The sequence below is a fragment of the Paenibacillus sp. 2RAB27 genome, assembly GCF_052115445.1.
Taxonomy (GTDB): domain Bacteria; phylum Bacillota; class Bacilli; order Paenibacillales; family NBRC-103111; genus Paenibacillus_E.
In genome coordinates this window covers 120404-140886 of record NZ_JBFRGR010000019.1, presented here as the reverse complement: position 1 = coordinate 140886, position 20483 = coordinate 120404, and the positions used below count along the sequence as shown (strand labels likewise).

Genomic DNA, 20483 nt, shown 5'->3' with positions numbered 1-20483 from the left:
CGACTATTCAGTCGCTAGATCTAGGTATAGAAAATGCTGGGTTATCGGCAGCGAGGTTTACAAAAGAAAGAATGCTCTATGAATTAGATCAAGAAAAAATTGTTGATTATTTAATGAAAACCGTTTATGAAGATTACAAAAAAAATAATAAATTTGGATTCGCAAAAAATTATCTAAAGTTACAAAAAAGATTAGATACGCTGTACAAGAATAATTCATGGAGATTAATTCCAGGAAAGCAATTATTGCAGTTATTCATCTATTATTTAATGAGTTTTGTAGGGAATAGGGGGGGACCAGTTAGAGAAGACTTTGAGAATATGGCAGCACATTGTTGTGATTTAGCCGAATTAAGTTTTTTGAGATCAAGTATAGAGAAGTATTTAAATATATTCTTAAATTCTAAAACTGGATAAATTGATACAGACAGAATCTTGTTTCTGAAAAAGCAAAAAGCATAAAAAATAAACGACACCAGCAGTTGGTGTCGTTTATTTTTTCTTGTTCAAACCCTTCCTATAAGCCTCTACAGCAGCCTGAGCCGCGGCGCGAGCTATCTCCAGTTCATCTTCAGTATATTGATCCGCTCCACCGTAGAAGGCGCGACCAACGCCATCATTGTTTACTGAGTCCGATCTTCCAAGAAGGTAATCGACGCTTACTTCGAAGAAATCAGCAATTTTTTGTAGCGTTTCCATATCAGGGGTGCGGTTGCTATTCTCATATCCAGAAATAGATACTTTTGTTACATTAATTTTTTGACCAAGTTGCTCTTGTGTCATACTTTTTTGATTTCTTAAATATTTCAAGCGATTGGAAAACTCCATCACCATTACTCCTTTGTTGTTAACTAATTTAATTATAAGTTAGCTAATGGTTAACGTAAACTTTGTTAACTAATTAGGAATTTTTATCTTGACAGTTAACTAATAGTTAATTATTATAAAGTTAACAGATAGTTAACTTAGAAATTGAAAGAGGTGATAGGAAATGAAAAGCAATACTTTAAAGCAACTAAGAGAAGAAAATGATTTAACTTTACAGGATATGGCCACAAAAATTGCCGTCAGTAAGCCTTATTATTGGCAAATAGAGAATGGTAAACGTAGATTATCATATGAACTTGCAGTCAAAATATCAACAGTTCTAGGCAAGACACCAGACGAAATTTTTTTAGAATCGAAGTTAACTAAATCGGAACAAACGTCATCGAGCGCGTAGTAGAAATTAATAATTTCAATAGGAGGAGGTGATCACATGGACCAACAAGTTGAACGTAAAACCTTAACCGTAGACGAAATTGCTTCTTACTTAGGAGTGCATCGCGATTCCATATATACAATGGTTCGCAAAAAAGAAATTCCTCATTTCAAAGTCGGCGCTCGCATTCTTTTCCGAATGGAGACAATCGAGAGTTGGATGAAGCTGCAAGAAAGTCAAAATCATCGCATCGCTCAATAAAACAAAACCCGCTGACGGAGAAAGGTGTCAGCGGCTGCGGGGAGGGGAGATGAAACGATCATCTGTAGATCCATCTTAAGTTGCTTCAATGTCACGAAGCTACATGCTTCTAGTGCTAAATTGTCACATTAAATGAAAGGTGGTGAAAAAAATCGCAATTGGAAAAGCCATTCAAGCGTTCCGAAGAGAAAAAAACTTAACTCAAGAAGAACTTGCAAATCGAATTCCAATTGATCGTTCTGTACTTGCCCGAATTGAAAGCGGAGAGCGCCCATTGCCAAGCGGTTACGACACAGTAGTATCCGGTCTGTCCTGGAAGCTGGCTCTCGAGATTGCTGATGAACGAACAGGAGGCTACATATCCAACATCCTAGAGGATGTTCCAAATCTGGATTTACATCCAGCAGCACTTAAGGATGTATTACTTAAACAACTTGCAGAAGCAGGGAAAGCATTGGAGAGGCTGTCTATGGCAAAACACATTTCCCCTGAGAAACGAAGAGAGAGCGCAGAGACGGTTTGGCATGAGATGAGGGTTGTCATTGAAACAGCAAATGTCATGCAAGGTGTTCTGGAGGAAGAGTTCTGTTTAGACAGAAAACGAATGATCCAGAAACATGAATTTGAAATTAAGAAATGCGATCGTTGAGGGGAGGTGAAGATATCTGACGCTGATTCTTGTTAGCAAAGACGTTGGTACATATGCAAATTTGAGTAAGTTGTATTCCTATTTAGACGCCCTGCGGACTAACCCAGGTTACTTCCATAAGGAAGTTAGACCTGCAGCAGAGGATTGGCTTCGAGGGGCAATTGTTACCTTGGAGAATGAATTGTATGGAATAGAAAAAGAAGCAGCCACCGGCCAGGGTGACTACTTCAAGATTACATGCTTTGAAAATAACATTGCTTCCAGTATACCGACTAAGGAACCGCAATTCAAGGACTCATTTTTGTGCCTTTAAATCTATGAATCTATCAAATCAATATAAGAGGAGAAATAAACATGTTGAAAGCAACTGGAATCGTAAGAAAAGTAGACGACCTAGGTCGTGTAGTTATACCAATTGAGCTGCGGAGAACTCTTGGGGTTGATATTAAAGATTCCATTGAGATTTTTACGAACGGCGACAGCATTGTTTTAAAGAAATATGCTCCGGGTTGTGTGCTTTGTACAAACATCGAAAACGTGGAACCAGGTCCTGGTGGCAAATTAATTTGTAAGAGCTGCATTAGCCAAATTAAATCTATATAAATTCGGGAGGTCATTCAAATGAATAAACAAACAATTATTGCACGGTTAATGGAATTGCCGGAGCTTATTGCAAACGCTGAAATTGCTTTGATCACTGCACAAAACAATTTCAATATTGCTCGCTCGCAGCTGACGCATAGAGAGGATGGACTGTACCTCGGAGTTTTTGAAGATGAGGGAATGGTCATCGACGGCAAAAATGCAGAAATCCGAAGCGCTCAGCTTCGCAAATTCTCGGCAATTGAACGAAATGAAGTAGCTCGCACGGAGCACCTAACTATGGAGTCTCGCTATAAACTTGAGAAGCTGAAGACGGAACTTAAGGCGTTACAGTCCATTGTGGATCTGCTTAAGGGGGCGGCGTAATTTGAACGAAGTCACTGTTATTCAGCCTCAAGTTTCTAACGGACAAGCTGGCGGCGGAGCAATCATCGATTACGAATTCGGCAGTGCGACAGATTTGCGGAAGAAGTTGGCCGATATGAAGCAAAAGCTAAATCTAACGAAGGAGTTTTTCCGAGAGGTCATGCAAGAGGGTGTTGACTACGGGATTATTCCGGGGACAGATAAACCCACTCTACTGAAACCAGGCGCCGAGGGCCTTTGTGAGTTCTATAACTTTGCTCCGACGATTGCAAGCAAGGTCGAAGATAAGAACTTCGAGACAGGCTTCTACGGGGTGGATATCACGATTCGATTAATCCACCGCGGTTCTGGCGCCATCATTGGTGAAGGCGTAGGCCATGCGAATACATTTGAAAGCCGGTACCGTTGGAGATGGGTATCAGAAAAAGACCTTCCTAAAGGCGTAGATAAAGAAGACCTTGTTAGTAAAGAACGTACTGGTAAATATGGAAAGTATCAATCTTATCGAATGGAAAACGACGACATGCATTCCATTTGGAATACAGTTCTTAAAATGGCAAAGAAGCGCGCGTTAGTTGATGCCACACTTGCTGCTACGAGATCAAGCGGAATATTCACACAAACAGAGCAGGAGTTGGAGGCTTATCTGGCTGGTGAGGATCCGGATGGAGAAGGGGATAACCCGGCGCCATCCAAAGCTCAACAGCAAAACACCCAGAGCAAGCAGACTAGTAGTCGCAGCTCGGGTACAGGTAATTCTGGGCAGTCAGGAAATGTTGTTCAAAAGAATCGTGTTTTGGATCTTATGAAAAAAGCTGCTTTAGATTGGAACTCTCTCGCGAGAGAAGCAACGATTGCTTTAAATCGCGATATTAAAAAGGTTGTTTCAGATATTCAAACAGATGCCGATTGGAAGACAGTTGGAGATTATCTTGAATTCCTAATCGCAGCAAGCCAGTCCGATTCAAAAGAAATGAAATTCGATGTCCCAGAAGACTTGTGAGGTGAAAGGCATTGAAAATAGCTCATGTTGCAGATAGTCACTGGGGACTCGGTTATCCGGGCCCTAACCCATATTCTCGATTTGAAGATATATCAAAAGCAATGGATTGGGTTGCTGATCGGATTATTGAAGAAGGATGCGAGGTTGTACTCTTTGCCGGCGACGCGTTCAAGGATGCCAGGGTGTTCATTGATCGGGCAACGATCGAGATTGCGGCGTTTACGCATTGGTTACGGCGGTTAAGCAGCGCGGGGTGTAGAGTCGTTGTAATTAGCGGAACACCTTCACACGATGCCATTTCCGCTTACGAGATCATCAAAGAAATGTCTATTCCTAATGTTACGATCTTCACAGCACCAGGCGGTCTCGTATTAGGTACACCAGATAATGAATTATCCATAAGCTGCCTACCTGGCATGAATCGCAGTCAGTTTGCTACTCAAGAGGATTTTAAAGATTTATCTCCTAATGAGTTTCATCAAAAGATGACGGAATGGATCTATGAGAAGTGTTCTGAATTAGCTGCCTATAGTAAGGGGACCAAGCTACTCGTGTCTCATCTAACGTTTGACCTGGCGGATACAGGGTTTGAAGATGTACTGCTGATGAACGAACCGATTCTTACCGATGAGGCTGCACAGGTGTTCGATCTAGTCGCTCTTGGCCATATTCACCGCCCGCAGCAGGCTGGAAAAAATGTCTTTTACAGCGGCGCTCCTGAACGCCATAACTTCGGAGATGAACGGACGAAACCGGGTTTTTGGATTCATGAATTAACAGCAAAGCAAACCTTTGTATCTTCCTTTATAGAAACGCCTGCCCGTCGTTTTAAAACTATTGATTGGTGCGATATGGATATTGAAGCTTGGCTGGACGGACAAGTAGATGAGTTCGCAGCTGTTAAAGATGCTATCGTCCGGGTTCGCTACACCTGCAGCGAAGATCTGCAGAAGCGATTTGATCGTAGGACGTTGGAGAAGTCCTTATACGATGCTGGTGCATTCTATGTTCATGAAATCAAAGCAGACATTGAACGCTCCGATCGGGTTCGTGACGTTGAGGTTACTGAGAGTCTTGGTCCACAAGTTGCACTAGCTAAATGGTGTGAGAACCAAGGCATTGAAACAGCGGAAATAAGCGAGCTGCAGGCACTCACCGCTGAACTACTGGAGGCGATCTCATGAATCCATTAACGCTAGAATTAGTTAACTTCCGCGCTATTCCTTTTGCACACATAGATCTAACAGACGTTACGATCGCGGCCATTTGCGGAAGAAACGGTGCGGGGAAGAGCTCTGGTTTCACCATGGCGCCTAGATTTGCATTGTTCGGTGATGTGATTGAGGGAGTTAGCATGGATGATCTTGTAAAGCGAGGTACGCAGGACATGGCCGTCACTTTTACATTTGAGCATCAGGGCAGCACCTACCGAACGATCCGGACGCGCTCACTTAAAGGTAATGGGAAGAGTACTTTGGAGTTTCAGCAGCAAATCAATGACCGGTGGGAGAGTAAGTCAGCTGAGAAAATTAAAGATACAGAAGCTGTAATCCGCAGTCTCTTGAATCTTGATGATGAAACTTTCACTGCTTCGAGCATGATTATGCAGGGTAAAGCCAATGAGTTTACAGCTAAGTCAGCCGGTAAGCGGAAAGAGATCTTGCAGCAGATTCTTGGACTTAACATTTACGAGCGTCTACAAGAAGCAGCTAGACATAAGGCAGCGGCGCTACATATCGAGATCGAAAAAGCGAAGGATAAACTGGCCGAGCATGATGCTCGGCTGTTGCTGAAGCCTTCCCGGATCGAGCTAATGGAAAATCTAACTCGTGAATCCGATGACATGAAATCATTCATCCTGGTAAAAGAAGCCGCTTTGGTACAACAGGAAGAGAAGATTCGTGTTCTTCAAACCAAAGCTGAGAAATCTGCAGAGCTTAAAAGTCAGTTGTCTTCTATTTTAAGAGAGCTCGCTCCACTTCAATTAGAAAAGGAGAACCTTCTTGCAAAGCTCGGACGAGCAGAGAAGATACTTTCGAGGGAAGCGGAGATTGTTACCAATACGGATGAGTTTTATATAGCAAAAGAGCAGATCGCAGCGCTCGAGGCACGGCTTCCGGATCAGGAGCGATTAACCTCTGAGCTTGAACACATGGAATTATCTATCCTTCATTTAAAGAATGAGCTGGACCCGCTAGACCATAGGTTCAGGAACCTTCAGCAATTGCTGCAGAGTCGAGTGCTATTCATGGCTAAGGCAGATGAATATAAGGCGGCCTGCTTACAGTTAAACCAAACGGAGCAGCTTGCTGAGCAGTGGGATTCAATAGAAAAGGAAATCTTAGATGTTCGAGCAAAAGTGAGCGTCGAGCAGACACGGATCAACACAACGAAGAGTTTGCTTGAATCAGAAATTCGAATGCTTCAAACAAAGACATCGATGCTTGCGGATTCAAATTGTATTGATGTCACCAAGGCTGCTTGCTTGTTTCTATCGGATGCTCAAGATGCCAAGCAATTGTTGGATACCAAAAGCAAAGAGCTTAGCATGTTAGACTATTCGCTATTAAATAACTTGAATGAATCATTGAAAAGCATTACTGAAAGTCAGCAAAAGATTAGTTATGATTTTGCAGCTCATCGAGCTTTGAAAATTACTATTGAAGAACTCAGACCAATGGCTGAAGAAGCTGGTCAAATGCAAGCAAAGGAAGAGCTCCATGATAGTTTGCAGGCTCAAAGTACACGGCTTATTGGTCAAGTAGAAGAATTAGAACAGAAGCAACACAACACTCAAAATGAGCTTAGCACGTTACTTGAAGCTCTTGCACCTCTTCCAGTGCTTCGTTTACGCGTTGAGAATCTTCAAGCCTGGGCGAACTTGAAAGAACAGATCGCGGCTGCACGTGAGGCCAGACAGAGCTCGACAGCTCGGATTGCTGCCATTGATAGCGAAGTCCAAGCAAAGGAAGAACGTAAACAAACTATCGAGGAAGAGATCTCGTTGCTTGAGCTGAATCTACTGAGTCTGGATTCAGAGGTAACGCTGCTTCCAACAATTAAGCGTGATCTGCAGCAGCTACGCGATCGGCAACATAAACTCATTGAACAGCTTGGTGGCTTGAAGATAGAGCTTGCTTCTCTAGAGAAGGATGAGCAGAGTCGCATGCAGCTATCAAATGAACTAGAGCCAAAGGCTAAAAAATGGAGCAGATATCAAACTCTTATTCGTGCGTTTGGCCGTGATGGGATCCCAGCTTTAATCATCGAGAATGCAGTTCCACAGCTCGAACGTATCGCAAATGAGATCCTTGGCAAGATGTCCAAAGGAAAGCATTTTATCCGATTTGAGACACAACGAGAACTGAAAAGCCGTGACGGTGTTCAAGAGACCTTAGATATCATCATTGGTGATTGGACGTCTGAGCGTCCTTATGAAACGTTCTCGGGTGGCGAGCAGCTTCGTATTGACTATGCTATACGGTTTGCTTTAGCTGAGTTATTGGCGCAGCGTGCCGGCAGTAAGGTGGAGTGGTTAACAATTGATGAGGGACTAGGGTCCCAGGATGCTGAGCACCGCGGACTTGTTCTAGAATCCATTAAAGCGGTAGCAGATCGATTCAAGAAGGTACTTGTTATCACGCATATTGAAGAGGCGCAGGCCGTGTTTGAACAACAGATTTACTTTGAAAATACAGATGCTGCCGTACGTGTAAATGTAGCATGAGTCAGCTCGAAGGCGGACCACCGCTTACGAGATCCGGTGTGGGGAAACGTATTTGGGATTTGTTTGAGACGGATCCTGTTCAATTTAAGAAAGAGGTTATTGCTTATTTTGCAACCGCCTATCCTGGATTCACGGTTGTGCGAGCGAAATACCCAGACATTTATTTAAGAGACGATCGGAGGCAGTCACTTTGAAAAATGGAAAGAAACCAACCCGGCAACAGAAGGTTGCGATTATCGCAGCAAACTTGGATCCAAAAGATTGGCTCATTATGAAGAATTTATCCAGTGAATTACACATCCTGCATCGCTTTAAAAAGGAATCAAAAGTTATTTCTGCTTAAGAGTTGCGTCATCACAATAGTTAATTGACAGTGGGGCCCGCGGGAGGGGATGACACATGAATGCCTGACAACCACATAATTCCTGTCTCCAGCGGGCTTTTTGAGCATCGTGATCGCATTGGCTCGGCAATCTGGGAGTTCCTTTGGTGCATTAATGCCACAACTGGCGAAGAAACAGATGGGGACGGTGCTCGCTGGGGGCTAGTACACGGCGGCGTTCCGGTTAAGCATGAGAGGATAGCTCGAGAGATTGGCTCCAGTCAGGTCACGGTTCAAAGAAATTTGGCTAATTTGAAGAGTCGAGGTTACATAAATTCAGTCAGAACAGCCCGAGGCGAAATCATAAAAGTTGCCAAAAATAAGAAGGAAATGGATCAAAAGAGATACATCAAAAATGATAGATCACTCGAAAGTGATACATCAAAAATGATAGATCACCGCGAAAGTGATCTATCAAAAATGATAGATCATAGCGAGAGATACATCAAAAATGATAGATCAGATGCGAGTGATCTATCAAAAATGATAGATCTAAAAGACTTTAAAGATCTTAATACTATTACTACTACTATTATTTATCCAGAATTCGAACCTGAAAAGAAAAGTCCGTTATTACAACTGCTGGATGCTTATTGCCAGCTTAATCAAAAGTTTGACATTCACGTTAAAGCAAAAGAGCGCGAAGCCATGGGTAAGATGGTCGCCGGAGGTATGCCTAACCCTTTTACCATCCGAACTATGGAGCTCCTCCTTGAGGACAAGCGCAAACGTGAAGGGAATAGCTTCAAGCTTCCAACCAGTTTTCTGTATTACGAGAACGGGATCTGGGAGGCTTGGAGAAATGAGAATGCCCAAACTATCCCTGTGTCGTCAGGTGAAGTCGCCCCGGGTAAGGCTCATAAAACCAAGCAAGAACAAGCTTTTAACATGCTTGATCAAATAGCAAGGGAGGAACGGGAACGTGAACAGAGCGGAAGTCACCCAGTTGCTCAAGAAAATTAAGGGGAAATACCCTGGGTTTCAAATCCCGAATGATTTGCCGTCGCTTCAAGCCATGGTGGACGAATGGCTGGAAGATCTGGAGAGCACCCCTTTCGAGGTTGCAGCAGAGAACTTGCGCCGGCATTCGGACAGCGCTGAACAATGGCCACCAAGTATCGGCAAGCTCAAGCAGCCCTTGAAGACTGAAGAGGAGCTGTATCACGAATCCATGAAGCGATCCGCTCAGGAGTTTCTCGCACAAAAGGACGAGTGGATAAAAAATTCAGTTGGTCCTCCTGATCACATTAAGGCCTTGATGAGTTTGCCATATGAGCAGAGGTTGGGGGCGATCCAAGCATATGCAGCACGAAATGAACAATGACTTGAGCGCTGAGCAGGCCGTTCTTGGGGCAATTTTTACCGAAAACGAAACGATGTCTATCGTTTCTGAACGGCTGTTGCCAGAGGACTTCATTGAGCCCAAGCACAGGATCATATACGAGTCCATGGTTGAGCTTTACGACGCTGCAGAGACGGAAACACCTGTTGACCTCTTGACCGTAACGAAGCATCTGCAGAGGCGTCAACAACTTGAACATGTCGGCGGTGTCGGGTATCTCTCGGAACTGACAAATGCAGTTCCGACTGTGTCTAACGTGGATTATTACGCCAAGATTGTACTTGAGTCCGCACTTGAGCGAAAAACTAGGTCAGGGATGCAAAAGATCTTTCAAAACAATGATCTTACTGCCGAGGAAATGGCGGCACAAGCGCAAGCTGTTGCTGAAGAAGTTGCGGAACGATCTGTTAGTAAGAAAGGCGGATTCAAACGGATTGATCAAGTCAGCATGCAGGTGTTTGAGCAGATTGAAAAGAACAATGCAAACCCAAATCCCGGGGGCATCACGGGTATTTCATCAGGGTTTATTGATCTGGATAAACAAACCTCAGGTTTCCAACGACAGGATTTGATCATCATCGGAGCTCGTCCGTCGGTCGGTAAGACGGCTTTAGCCTTGAACGTTGCGCAGAGCGCTGGCACGACAAGCGGTGAAACTATTGCAGTCTTCAGCCTGGAAATGGGCGCGAATCAATTAGTTCAGCGAATGCTCTCTTCGGAAGGCCGGATTGATGCCAGTCGATTGCGTAGTGGAATCATGGAGGGCAACGATTGGGAAAAGCTGACCATGGCGATCGGAGAGTTATCCAGGTCTAATGTCTACATCGATGATAGTGCTTCAATCACTGTAAACGAGATTCGAACCCGTTGTAAGCAGCTCAAGAAAGACACCGGTTCTCTTGGACTCATACTCATTGATTATCTTCAGCTCATCAGCGGATCCGGTCGTAGTGAGAACCGGCAGCAGGAGATATCCAAGATATCGCGTACGCTCAAACAAATAGCAAGGGAATTGGACGTACCGATCATCGCACTCTCGCAGCTCAGTCGTGGAGTAGAACAGCGACAAGACAAGCGTCCCATGATGTCAGACCTTCGGGAGTCTGGATCCATCGAGCAGGATGCGGATATCGTGGCATTCTTATACCGGGATGATTATTACGACAAGGAATCTGAGAAGAAAAACATTATTGAAATCATCATAGCTAAGCAGCGGAATGGTCCAGTTGGAACGGTGGAGTTAGCCTTCCAGAAGAATTACAACAAATTCGTTAATCTGGATCGTTCACATGAGTTTCCGATCGAAAAGCCAAAGAGATACCCGACGCAGGGTAATGACAAGCGTCGCTGGGCCTAGTGTGAAGGAGCGTGCAACTATGCGAGATCCGCTTTTTGAAGTGAAGAATCGATACGTAATCCTCGAGGGTAAGAAAGTACTTGGCGAGGTGTTTGTTATAAATGAGCGTTATATCGCTACGCTCAAGAAAGTACGAAGAGGCATTAGTTGCAGGAAGGCAGGATGACACATGGCATGTTATGTGGGTATCGACCCTTTGGAGGTGTTGGACGGCAAACAAACGGATCTTCGTCAGTAAAGGATTCTTCGAGATGGATTATGGCCATACAACATAATGAATATTGAGGAGCTTGGGAGAGAATCACCTCACTTCGAGTTGTCATTTTTTTCTACAGTAATGAGTACTGAGGTTCGATTTTCCTCTTCCATATGCTGAATAATCTCGAGTAAATAAATGGCAGCACTATAGTTTGCCTGATCAATGAATTCGCGGATGAGTTCAATAACGTCTTGCTTAGATACTAAATAGTATAGCTGCAAAGGACCACATCCTTGAACAAGTACTTACAAGATAATTTATGCAAAACATTCATTCTGGGTATGGGCATCGGCTGACTAAATTTATGCTGGATTCATTGTATTGGACGATTACGATGAAAAAGAAGACGAGGAGAACGAAACCGCTTAAATAAGGAGGAATCGAATATGAAATGGAAACAAGAGTTTTTGTGGGTTAAACGAAATGAACAAGGCGTGGCATTGAGAGTTGAAGAAAAGCTTCCTCCGGGTGTACCGGCAGATCAGATTTATGATGAAGAACAGGATGGTCTGATATCCTCTTCTACAGAGAAGTTTGCGATATTTGCTTCGCTGAATCGTTATTTTGAACTAATACAAATTATTAGACCCACGCTGCAGCAAGCAGAAGAGGCTATCAATATGTTGTGTCATTTATACGGGGCCACGGATGAAGATGATTTGTTAATACGCGGTGATCCAGAATTGTTTGAAACGTACAAACAGCTAAAAAATGAAATTTTGATGAAAGTATACGAATAAGAAAAAATCCTCTGCGTGTAATATTTCCGGGATCGCAGAGGATTAGTAAATATAACACACATCAATCATATCAAGCTATCTTATTGATTATCGTCGCGTCCTCCTTGCCAATTACCGCCTTGATAATGACCTGGATGAGGCATTCCTTGCCCAATGCCCTGTTGACCATGCCATTGGCCTTGGTGCATTCCATGATACGGCATTGGGGTTTGATGATGGGGATGTTGGCCTGGATGAATAATCACATGATGGAAGTGGTGATGGTGATATAGCTGATGAGGATGTTGTTGGTGGTGGTGTTGCTGGTGATGGTGTTGTTGATTTAGATTTTGATTGTAACTCATTAAGCATTCTCCTCCAAACTTTGATACATCAACCTATGTTGAATTGTAATAATTGGATGCTTGATTGTATCTATTTGGGCATATTTGAACGGTTTAAAAAGCATTATCCCCCGGCTCCTAGCAAGACCACGGGGGATCAAACATATGTTCCCACGACCTATATTAACACACTGCGGGGGTGTGAGGGAATGGGAAACAACGATTTATCTGATGGGTACAAACAAACGGCTGCTATGTTGAGAAGGCTGGTTGAGCAGAAGACAACAAGGATTAAAGAAATAGAAGTTTACGAAGAGGACAAGGGTTTTGAACGAGTGCTTGAGATACAAGACGAGCTTTCAACGCTGCAAGCAGACCGGCGGATTATTAATGAAATGGTTGCTGATTGTGAATGGACGATTGAATGGTTGGACAGTGGGCGCCGACCCGGGAATAAACGGGGCATTGAGCGGCGAGCTGCATATCAGCGGGAAAAGTTAATGGATCCAGTTCGCATGCAGGCGTATAAATCGCAGAGCTCAGCAGGGAGTCCTGCAAACCTTTCTGACTGGCAAAGGTTTCAGATTGAAGATGCTTTGTCTAGGCTAAGTGATAGGGAACGTGAGTGTTATGTGCTTGCTCATGGGGAGTGCTTTTCGTTTAGTGAGATAGCTGGGATGCTTGGGGTTAGTAAGGGGACTGTGGAGGTGTATGTGACGCGGGCTCAGAAGAAAATATCGGATGATTTACAGAGCAGCCTATTCCTTGTGGGATAGGTTTTAATATTTCCAAATGAAGGGAATCCGTTGAATTATGTAGAATATTGTAAAATGATGCATTTTACTTAATAGGGAGAGAAGTCAATGAATTGGAATGGAGTTATACAAGAAGTAAGGAGCTTTAAGGACCTTAATGGAGATGATAAGCACATATGGTATAGAGGCCATAGTGATGTAAATTATAAATTGACATCTTCTCTATTTAGAAAAAATTTTAGTACTATTAAAAAATATTTAATTCGTGAACGTGCTATATACAATTTATTTATGAATTTAGGGCATATGTATCATAATTTGGATGATTGGGATTTAATATATTTAATGCAACATCATGGTGCTAGTACAAGGTTATTAGATTGGACTGAATCATTTGCTGTTTCACTTTTTTTTGCTACGCTTGGGTGGAAAGAAAATGAACCGATATCAATTTGGTTGCTTAAACCAAACGAATTGAATTTTAAAACTTTTAAGAACCATAAGTACTTTACAACACATAATGATTCTTATTTTAAAAGAATGTCTGATGTTCACGAGGAGAAGTTTTTCAAAAACTCAATCGCGCTACATCCTAAAAGGAGCAATTCCCGCATCCTAGCACAACAAGGCGTATTTACAATCCAAGGAAATACAAAAGAAACATTAGACGAGGAATTTAATGGGGATTTATTAAAAGAGGGGATATTGAAAGAAATTATTATCGACTATGAATTGAAAGAAGATGTTATGTCATTTTTGAATTTATCTGGGGTTAATTCATACACAATATTCCCTGATCTTTACGGACTTGCAAAACATATTAATAATTTGACTGAATTTAATCAATTTATTGACCAAAATAGTAACTAAGTTCCCTTTTGTCGTACGTATGCCACTTATATGTGAAAGGATCGTTTAAATGACTTTAAAGCACCCCAACCGGTGCTTTTTCTTTTGCCACAAAACCGACATAACACTAGGGGGAACTAATTTGAGAGTCGAAACTATACAAATTGAACAAGTAAAACCCAATGGTTGGAACCCAAACGAGATGGACGATCATATCTATAGATCGTTGGTGGAGAGCATCCGGAAACACGGTGTGCTGCAGCCGATCTTGGTCAGAAGCGATATGACCATCATAAAAGGGGAGAAGCGGTGGAGAGCAGCCCAAGAGGCTGGGCTTACGGAGCTTATTTGTGTGATTGTGGAGTCAACTGAAGAGGAAGCGAAGCTCTTAACAATCAGCTTGAGTCATCTGCGAGGCCGAACCAACGAGGAACTGCTGGCATCGCTCCTTGAAGAGCTTTCAGCATTCTTTACGATCGAGGAGATATCATTACAAACCGGATTTCAAATGGAAGAGCTCAATTCCTTGATTCCAGGTTTAAACTCGGACACTGAGCTTATTACTCCGGTCCAGGAAGATGATTTTAATGTGCAGCGTGCATTGGATGAGATCAAAGAGCCTGAGACTCGATACGGGGATGTGTGGCAGCTTGGTAGGCATATCTTGGTGTGTGGAGATGCAACCAAGCTTGAAGACGTGCAGAAGCTCATGGCGGGGGTCAAGGCAGCGCTTGTTGTTACTGACCCACCGTATAATGTAGCTGTTGAAAGTGATTCAGCACGATTGGCCGCTGATGGTCGCGGTACAATAATGAACGATGATATGCCCGCAGAAGAGTTTGCGGGCTTTTTGAATTCTGTATTTTCTTGTTATGCCGAGGTCATGGATCCGAAGGCGGCCATCTATGTATTCCATCCTTCTTCGTATCAAATTGAGTTTGAGGATGCGATGAACGCGGCTGGCATCGTGGTAAGGTCGCAGTGCATTTGGTCAAAGAACGCTGCTTCCTTCGGTTGGTCGCAGTATCGCTACAAACATGAGCCAGTGTTCTACGCTCATATGAAAGGCAAGTCACCAGCGTGGTATGGGGACCGCAAGCAGACAACCATCTGGAAGGCAGGACTACCGCTGGAGCAGCCAGAGCCTGAGACTATTTGGGAAGTGTCCAGGGGTGATGTCACTAAGTATGTTCATCCTACGCAAAAGCCCTTAGAGCTCTTGGCTATTCCGATTGGAAACAGCAGCCAGCGTGGGGATATTGTGTTGGACTTCTTCGGTGGTAGTGGATCAACGCTTATGACATGTGAGCAGATGGATAGGACGTGTCGGACGTTGGAGTTAGATCCGGTGTTCTGTGATGTGATTAAGAAGCGGTTTTGTGAGTGGACGGGGATTGAGCCAGTTCTATTAAATAGACTTTAAAAATTTGGCAAGAGTTGAAAAACTCTTATTCCTAATATATCCCAATTTTTAGGGGGAAGTATGATAGAATATTAACTGTGAAGAAATCAACTGTTGAAAGAGGTAGGAAAATGGAAATTCAAAGAAAAACAATTTACTGGATGCTGATAATTAGTTTCTTCTCATTGATAGCAGCATGGATTTTGGATTACGAAAAACTGAATTTTTGGTCTAATATAGCGATAGGAATGCTTTCGAGCGCTCTTCTTGGGATAATAGTTTCAGTTATTGCGTATAAAGTAGAACGGCGAAGAACGCTAGAGGAGTTCTATTCTCAGGCATTGAAGGCTATAAGAAATATTAGTTCTTATGAAACAAGTAGAGATCCTGTTAAAACAATGGAGTTAATTTTACAAATAGGTAGTTATAACTATAGCGAACTGGGTGATGCTTACGCTAAAATTGACTTTTTTTGGGGCAATAAAAAGAAAACAACACGAATTTTTAATGAGATTTACTCAAAAATTATAAAATTTAGAAATGTATTTTTAGAGAAGCAGTATGACTTCAATGGTTATTTGAAAGGTGATATTACAAATCTACCAGTTATGGAAATATTCATTCAGGAACTTGAAGACAAACTTGTAAGAAGAACTAGTCGAGAGATTGAAAATGTGGATGGAAGTAATACAACAATTACAAATGCTGAAAAAAATGTAATGGATATCGAAAAGGAATTAAATTCATGGTTTTATAAATTAATGTATGGAAAAGAAAATCCAATAACAGATTTAAGAGGAAATGAAGATTAATAAACCTGTTAATATAATAAAAAGGCTCTGTTAACGCTTTGTGTTGTTTTTTCGATATACAACGGGTGTTTGTTGTTGATAATTAACAACGGGGCAGTTTCAATTAATTATTACGGAGAAGAAGATATGGATACAAATAAGAATATGAAGATGCATTTTGGGTCTGATGTTAAGAATTTTGTACAAGCAAATTGGCTGAATGCCATTAAAGAGGGTATTCTGCTGACAGAAGATGAACTTATTTGGCTAAGGAAGGTTTTGGAGGATGATTATGTCCCTGGTGAAATAGCACCATCGTATTTTTATAAAAAAAACACTGAAAGGGAACGAAATGTAAATAAACGATTTGTGAGAGAAGAGTTAGATAAGCTAAGAAAAAAATCCATAAAGTTTACTCCAGAAGAATTAATTGAACTTAGCAAAAAAAATATAAGAGAATCCAGGGGAATTGAAAATTTCTCTGGTATTTATATCATACACAATCGCACAAAAGATATGTATTACGCTGGACAAGCTGTAAGAGTATTCGACAGGGCTTATCAGCATTTTGTTAAAAATCCAGCCCTAATAAAGGGAAGGCATGTAGATAATGTTAGATTTAAGCTTCGAGAAGTATATGAAGATTTTCTTTTAGGAGATGAGTTTAATATTAGTTTACTTCCTATTGAGAATACCACATTCTCATCCCTAAACGAGTTAGAAGATAATGCAATTAGGGCTTATGATTCATTGGTTCCTAACGGTTACAATAGAAACCCAGGCAATGTAATGGATAAACCTATTTTCAAAAACGATGACTTCCAGATAGCTGCGAACTTAATGTTGGATAAGATAAAAGGGGTAGAATCTTTAAGCCTTTTAAACAAGCGTGAGAGGATTGTTTATATCAGAAGTTTATTATCAGAGCTAAAATTGCCAATAAATTATCATTTTATTTTGAACTTAGCTCAGATGACGAATAAAAAGTTTTTAAGGAATGATAAAACCTAAACCCTCCGCCCCATCAAGAGTCAGTTTTCTTTTGTTCAGAAATCAACATTGAGCACTAACAGAGCCAATAAAAAAAGAAGGACGCACTAACGTCCTCCTTGGGCACCGGACACTCCCGGTGAGATCATGTATGCCGTGGCCACGGTTATACGAACGCATGATCTCACAACTATTCTAACGGATGTTGGGAGTGTTCGCAATTGAAAGATGAAAATACGAACAATAATAATGAAGAGCTGCTTTTAAAGCACGAACTCGCGTTAATCGAAGGAATTCTTGAATCCAAATCAAAGTATCGTAAAATCATTCAGGCCGGCATTGCTCGTTGGGTTAAAGACTTTCAAGATGGCCGCATCGAGATCAAATCGGTTGAGGATCTGAAGAAGTTGATTGAGATTGATCTGGAGTTGCAGAAGGATGAAGTATGATGAACAAAAGAGGAGATCGGATATAGATGCAGAATTTGTCATAAGGAAATAATAACCATATAAGGGGAAATACAATGAAAACTTTCTTTAAAAGCAAAAAGGCTATGTTTCTAGGAGCATTAGCTATCTTTACACTCGGTAATGTATCAGGGGTTTCAGCGAGCACAACTCTTAAGGAAATAACGGCTTATCTAGACGGAGGCATTCGACTCGTTGTAAATGGTCTCCCATTCACAGCAAAAGATTCTGATGGCAAAGTACTTACTCCAATTAATTATGAGGGTAACACTTATTTGCCATTAAGAAGTGTTGCTGAAGCAACGGGGATGAATGTTAAGTGGGATGATGTAACAAGAACTGCAACACTAGGGGCACTAGGCAATCAAGAGGCTCAGAGTCATGTTGAAATATCTTCAGATAAATCTTTTGAATTCACGTTACCTGGAACATGGATAAGAACTGACGACAATGGAGTTGATAAACAAAACCCTGAAATAAAATATGGAGCTATAAATAATAAAGCAGATGTACCAATTTATATGGGAGTAATACCAGAATCTAAAAGCGTATATTTGGATACGACAAGACTTGAGGATTACAAGAAAATAATTATTGACCAAATGAACAGCAAGGATGGATTTACTAATACCAAACAATCTTCGGTAATTGATTTTACACTTAACGGAAGTCCAGCAAAACAATTGGTTTTACAAGGCATTTTTAGTAACAGTATTAATGTTTCTTTTCTGGTTACTTTTGTCGAAACAAATAATAGATTCTATCAAATTATATTCTGGACAACAGATAAACAAATGGTTGCTTCTAGAGATGATTTAACAGAAATAATTAGTACGTTTAAAGAAATAAAAAAATAACCGTTAGCATCGAGGGTAAAATCTTGATGCTTTTTTTTATTTTCTAATCTGGAGGTGGGTGATATGTAATGCCAAGAGAACGCAGTCCCGACAGAGACAAAGCCAGACAAATTTGGCTAGGCAGCAACGGCAAACTGAAACTTAAGGACCTTGCTTCAGAGCTCGGTCTCGGAGAAACCCAAATACGAAAATGGAAGAGCCAAGACAAATGGGAAGCATCATTGAAAAGTAACGTTACTAATGAAGTGAAAGGTAACGTTACTAAACGATTAGGAGCACCGAAAGGGAATAAGAATGCTGTCGGAAATAAAGGCGGGGCTCCAAAAGGGAGCAAGAACGCCCTTGGTAATCGAGGCGGTACCGGAGGCCCAGTCGGCAACAAGAAAGCAGTATCCACCGGAGAGTTCGAATCCATTTGGATGGATACGCTTGAAGAAGATGAACAGGAGCTAGCTCGCCAGGTCGAAACGGATCCGATACGACAGGCGGATGAAGCTATCACTTTACTTTCAATAAGAGAACGACGCATGCTGCAGCGCATCCAGAATTTACGAAACACTCTTACTGAAAAGCAGCGAAAGGTCATTCAAGAGCGAATAGCAGTGAAAGATGTCCAGACCATTCACGATGAGAAGACGGGCCAATCCAAGAGTGTTGTTGTTCCAATGGAAAAGCTCGTCACAACGAAGATAGAAGAATCAGATATTAGAGTCATTGATGATCTGTTGCGCCTGGAGGAAGCTTTGACAAGGGTTCAGGATAAGAAGCTGAAGGCAATTGATTTGAAGAATAGATTTGTTGATGCTGAACGTGATCTTCGCATTCAAAAGCTGCAGGCTGAGGTCAATACTTTAAATAACAATACTGTTGTGGATCCTGTAGTGTTTAAGGATGATCTGCATGAGTGAGGTAAGCCTGCAGCAGACGATAGGTAAAGGTTACGTAGATTTCTGGCGCTTCCGCGGTCGTTACCGTGTTGTAAAGGGTGGCCGTGGGTCAAAGAAGAGTGTTACCGCTGCTTTATGGCATATCTATCATATGATGAAGATGCCGAAGGCGAACACACTGGTGATAAGGAAGACTTTCAACGCTCATAAGGATTCAACCTTTGCTCAGCTTAAATGGGCCACTCATCGCATGGGTGTAGCTCATCTATGGCAGTTTAAGAAAAGTCCACTCGAGGCTACATATAAACCAACCGGCCAGAAGATCCTCTTTCGTGGCCTGGATGACCCGATGTCCATTACCTCTATCACGGTGGATACGGGGTATTTGTGCTGGGCCTGGTTTGAAGAAGCCTATCAAGTATTAAATGAAGATGATTTCGATAAGATCGACATGTCTATCCGTGGTGAGCTACCGGAGGGCTACTTTAAACAATTGACGCTGACTTTTAACCCGTGGAATGAACGCCATTGGTTGAAGCAGCGTTTTTTTGATGTCTCCAATCCTAATATCCTTGCTCTAACAACTACATTTAAAAGTAATGAGTTCCTGGGGGACGACGACCGGGAATTGTTCGAATGGATGCGGAAGCATAAGCCGAAGCGTTATCGTGTGGAAGGTGAGGGTAACTGGGGAATTGCTGAAGGGGCTATCTTTGAGAATTGGTGTGAAGAGGAATTCGAATGGCGGGACATCGCTAAGCTGCCCGGCTACAAGGCCATATTCGGTTTAGATTTCGGATACACAAATGACCCTAGTGCTTTCATTGCAGCTCTCGTCAATAAGGATCTGAAGAAGATCTACATATTCGATGAACATTACGAGGGGGCTCTGACCAATGACAAAATTGCAGAGATCATTAAGAAGAAGAGCTATGCGAAGGAAAAGATTGTTGCAGATTCTTCAGAGCCTAAGTCCATCGATGAGATCCGGGGTTATGGCATAAATCGGATACGTGCTGCTGAGAAGGGACCGGATAGCGTGATAAATGGCATCCAGTATCTGCAGCAGTATGAAATCATCGTGCATAAGTTTCGATGTCCTAATGTCAGTATGGAGCTATCTAGCTATGTATGGGATCAGGATAAGACTGGGCGCTTTCTGAATAGACCGATCGATGATTTCAACCATGCGATGGATGCATTGCGTTATGCCATGGAGCAGATTCGTAAAGGCTCTGGCGTTTCATTCGATTAATGTAGATTGGAGGTAAAT

28 protein-coding genes are annotated in these 20483 nt (G+C 42.1%); 25 read left to right on the top strand and 3 right to left on the bottom strand.

Features of this window, described 5'->3' with window-relative positions; all coding sequences use genetic code 11:
• A partial coding sequence (locus tag AB4114_RS23490; RefSeq protein ID WP_441990611.1) for a hypothetical protein occupies window positions 1-416 on the top strand: 416 nt, incomplete at its 5' end.
• A 75-nt stretch (window positions 417-491) separates the two neighbouring features.
• Here the strand turns inward: AB4114_RS23490 and AB4114_RS23485 are convergent.
• Window positions 492-827 (bottom strand): helix-turn-helix domain-containing protein, encoded by a 336-nt coding sequence (locus tag AB4114_RS23485; protein WP_441990610.1) that lies wholly within the window; start codon window positions 825-827, stop codon window positions 492-494.
• A gap of 163 nt (window positions 828-990) precedes the next feature.
• On the opposite strand from AB4114_RS23485, the gene AB4114_RS23480 reads away from it, so the two are divergent.
• The 14 genes from AB4114_RS23480 (at window position 991) to AB4114_RS23415 (ending at window position 11056) form a co-directional block, all read left to right on the top strand.
• Window positions 991-1221: a helix-turn-helix transcriptional regulator gene (locus AB4114_RS23480; RefSeq protein ID WP_441990609.1), complete on the top strand. Its 231-nt coding sequence runs from the start codon at window positions 991-993 to the stop codon at window positions 1219-1221.
• A 36-nt stretch (window positions 1222-1257) separates the two neighbouring features.
• Entirely contained in the window at window positions 1258-1461 is a 204-nt protein-coding gene (locus AB4114_RS23475) for a helix-turn-helix domain-containing protein (RefSeq protein ID WP_441990608.1), read from the top strand.
• A gap of 142 nt (window positions 1462-1603) precedes the next feature.
• Window positions 1604-2110 (top strand): helix-turn-helix domain-containing protein, encoded by a 507-nt coding sequence (locus tag AB4114_RS23470; RefSeq protein ID WP_236286968.1) that lies wholly within the window; start codon window positions 1604-1606, stop codon window positions 2108-2110.
• A gap of 354 nt (window positions 2111-2464) precedes the next feature.
• Window positions 2465-2713, top strand: coding sequence for an AbrB/MazE/SpoVT family DNA-binding domain-containing protein (locus tag AB4114_RS23465; protein ID WP_441990607.1), 249 nt, complete (start codon window positions 2465-2467; stop codon window positions 2711-2713).
• Between the two features lie 18 nt (window positions 2714-2731).
• Window positions 2732-3079 carry a hypothetical protein gene (locus AB4114_RS23460; RefSeq protein ID WP_441990606.1) on the top strand — a complete coding sequence of 116 codons (348 nt, stop codon included), beginning with the start codon at window positions 2732-2734 and terminating at the stop codon, window positions 3077-3079.
• A 1-nt stretch (window position 3080) separates the two neighbouring features.
• Window positions 3081-4082 carry a hypothetical protein gene (locus tag AB4114_RS23455; protein WP_441990605.1) on the top strand — a complete coding sequence of 334 codons (1002 nt, stop codon included), beginning with the start codon at window positions 3081-3083 and terminating at the stop codon, window positions 4080-4082.
• Window positions 4083-4093: 11 nt separating this feature from the next.
• On the top strand, window positions 4094-5266 hold the full coding sequence (locus AB4114_RS23450) for a metallophosphoesterase family protein (RefSeq protein WP_441990604.1): 1173 nt from the start codon (window positions 4094-4096) through the stop codon (window positions 5264-5266).
• Entirely contained in the window at window positions 5263-7809 is a 2547-nt protein-coding gene (locus AB4114_RS23445) for an AAA family ATPase (RefSeq protein ID WP_441990603.1), read from the top strand. The genes AB4114_RS23450 and AB4114_RS23445 overlap by 4 nt, the downstream gene beginning before the upstream one ends.
• A complete protein-coding gene (locus AB4114_RS23440; protein ID WP_441990602.1) occupies window positions 7806-8003 on the top strand; it encodes a hypothetical protein in 198 nt (65 codons plus the stop codon). The genes AB4114_RS23445 and AB4114_RS23440 overlap by 4 nt, the downstream gene beginning before the upstream one ends.
• On the top strand, window positions 8000-8152 hold the full coding sequence (locus AB4114_RS23435; RefSeq protein ID WP_441990601.1) for a DUF6906 family protein: 153 nt from the start codon (window positions 8000-8002) through the stop codon (window positions 8150-8152). The genes AB4114_RS23440 and AB4114_RS23435 overlap by 4 nt, the downstream gene beginning before the upstream one ends.
• A 60-nt stretch (window positions 8153-8212) precedes the next feature.
• Entirely contained in the window at window positions 8213-9154 is a 942-nt protein-coding gene (locus AB4114_RS23430) for a helix-turn-helix domain-containing protein (protein WP_441990600.1), read from the top strand.
• Window positions 9114-9515, top strand: coding sequence for a hypothetical protein (locus AB4114_RS23425; RefSeq protein ID WP_441990599.1), 402 nt, complete (start codon window positions 9114-9116; stop codon window positions 9513-9515). The genes AB4114_RS23430 and AB4114_RS23425 overlap by 41 nt, the downstream gene beginning before the upstream one ends.
• Entirely contained in the window at window positions 9463-10890 is a 1428-nt protein-coding gene (gene dnaB / locus AB4114_RS23420) for a replicative DNA helicase (RefSeq protein WP_441990598.1), read from the top strand. Before AB4114_RS23425 ends, dnaB begins: the two co-directional genes overlap by 53 nt.
• A gap of 19 nt (window positions 10891-10909) precedes the next feature.
• Window positions 10910-11056: a hypothetical protein gene (locus AB4114_RS23415; protein ID WP_441990597.1), complete on the top strand. Its 147-nt coding sequence runs from the start codon at window positions 10910-10912 to the stop codon at window positions 11054-11056.
• A 140-nt stretch (window positions 11057-11196) separates the two neighbouring features.
• Here the strand turns inward: AB4114_RS23415 and AB4114_RS23410 are convergent, their stop codons facing one another.
• On the bottom strand, window positions 11197-11370 hold the full coding sequence (locus AB4114_RS23410; RefSeq protein WP_441990596.1) for a hypothetical protein: 174 nt from the start codon (window positions 11368-11370) through the stop codon (window positions 11197-11199).
• Window positions 11371-11535: 165 nt separating this feature from the next.
• On the opposite strand from AB4114_RS23410, the gene AB4114_RS23405 reads away from it, so the two are divergent.
• Window positions 11536-11889, top strand: a complete 354-nt coding sequence (locus AB4114_RS23405) for a hypothetical protein (RefSeq protein ID WP_441990595.1) — start codon at window positions 11536-11538, stop codon at window positions 11887-11889.
• Window positions 11890-11969: 80 nt separating this feature from the next.
• Here AB4114_RS23405 and AB4114_RS23400 read toward each other — a convergent pair whose 3' ends face one another.
• Complete coding sequence (locus tag AB4114_RS23400; RefSeq protein ID WP_441990594.1) at window positions 11970-12233, bottom strand: hypothetical protein; 264 nt, start codon at window positions 12231-12233, stop codon at window positions 11970-11972.
• A 188-nt stretch (window positions 12234-12421) separates the two neighbouring features.
• Between AB4114_RS23400 and AB4114_RS23395 the strand changes: the two genes are divergently transcribed.
• From AB4114_RS23395 to AB4114_RS23355, 9 genes are all read left to right on the top strand, one after another.
• On the top strand, window positions 12422-12988 hold the full coding sequence (locus tag AB4114_RS23395) for a sigma-70 family RNA polymerase sigma factor (RefSeq protein WP_441990593.1): 567 nt from the start codon (window positions 12422-12424) through the stop codon (window positions 12986-12988).
• Between the two features lie 87 nt (window positions 12989-13075).
• Window positions 13076-13837, top strand: a complete 762-nt coding sequence (locus AB4114_RS23390) for an FRG domain-containing protein (RefSeq protein WP_441990592.1) — start codon at window positions 13076-13078, stop codon at window positions 13835-13837.
• Between the two features lie 121 nt (window positions 13838-13958).
• Window positions 13959-15239, top strand: coding sequence for a DNA methyltransferase (locus AB4114_RS23385; RefSeq protein WP_441990591.1), 1281 nt, complete (start codon window positions 13959-13961; stop codon window positions 15237-15239).
• A gap of 110 nt (window positions 15240-15349) precedes the next feature.
• A complete protein-coding gene (locus AB4114_RS23380) occupies window positions 15350-16030 on the top strand; it encodes a hypothetical protein (protein ID WP_441990590.1) in 681 nt (226 codons plus the stop codon).
• A 126-nt stretch (window positions 16031-16156) separates the two neighbouring features.
• Window positions 16157-17020, top strand: coding sequence for an excinuclease ABC subunit C (locus AB4114_RS23375; protein WP_441990589.1), 864 nt, complete (start codon window positions 16157-16159; stop codon window positions 17018-17020).
• Between the two features lie 200 nt (window positions 17021-17220).
• A complete protein-coding gene (locus AB4114_RS23370) occupies window positions 17221-17448 on the top strand; it encodes a hypothetical protein (protein WP_441990588.1) in 228 nt (75 codons plus the stop codon).
• Window positions 17449-17522: 74 nt separating this feature from the next.
• A complete protein-coding gene (locus tag AB4114_RS23365) occupies window positions 17523-18323 on the top strand; it encodes a stalk domain-containing protein (protein ID WP_441990587.1) in 801 nt (266 codons plus the stop codon).
• 68 nt (window positions 18324-18391) lie between these two features.
• Window positions 18392-19231, top strand: coding sequence for a phage terminase small subunit-related protein (locus AB4114_RS23360; protein ID WP_441990586.1), 840 nt, complete (start codon window positions 18392-18394; stop codon window positions 19229-19231).
• Window positions 19224-20465, top strand: coding sequence for a PBSX family phage terminase large subunit (locus AB4114_RS23355; RefSeq protein WP_441990585.1), 1242 nt, complete (start codon window positions 19224-19226; stop codon window positions 20463-20465). Before AB4114_RS23360 ends, AB4114_RS23355 begins: the two co-directional genes overlap by 8 nt.
• Window positions 20466-20483 lie beyond the last annotated feature (18 nt).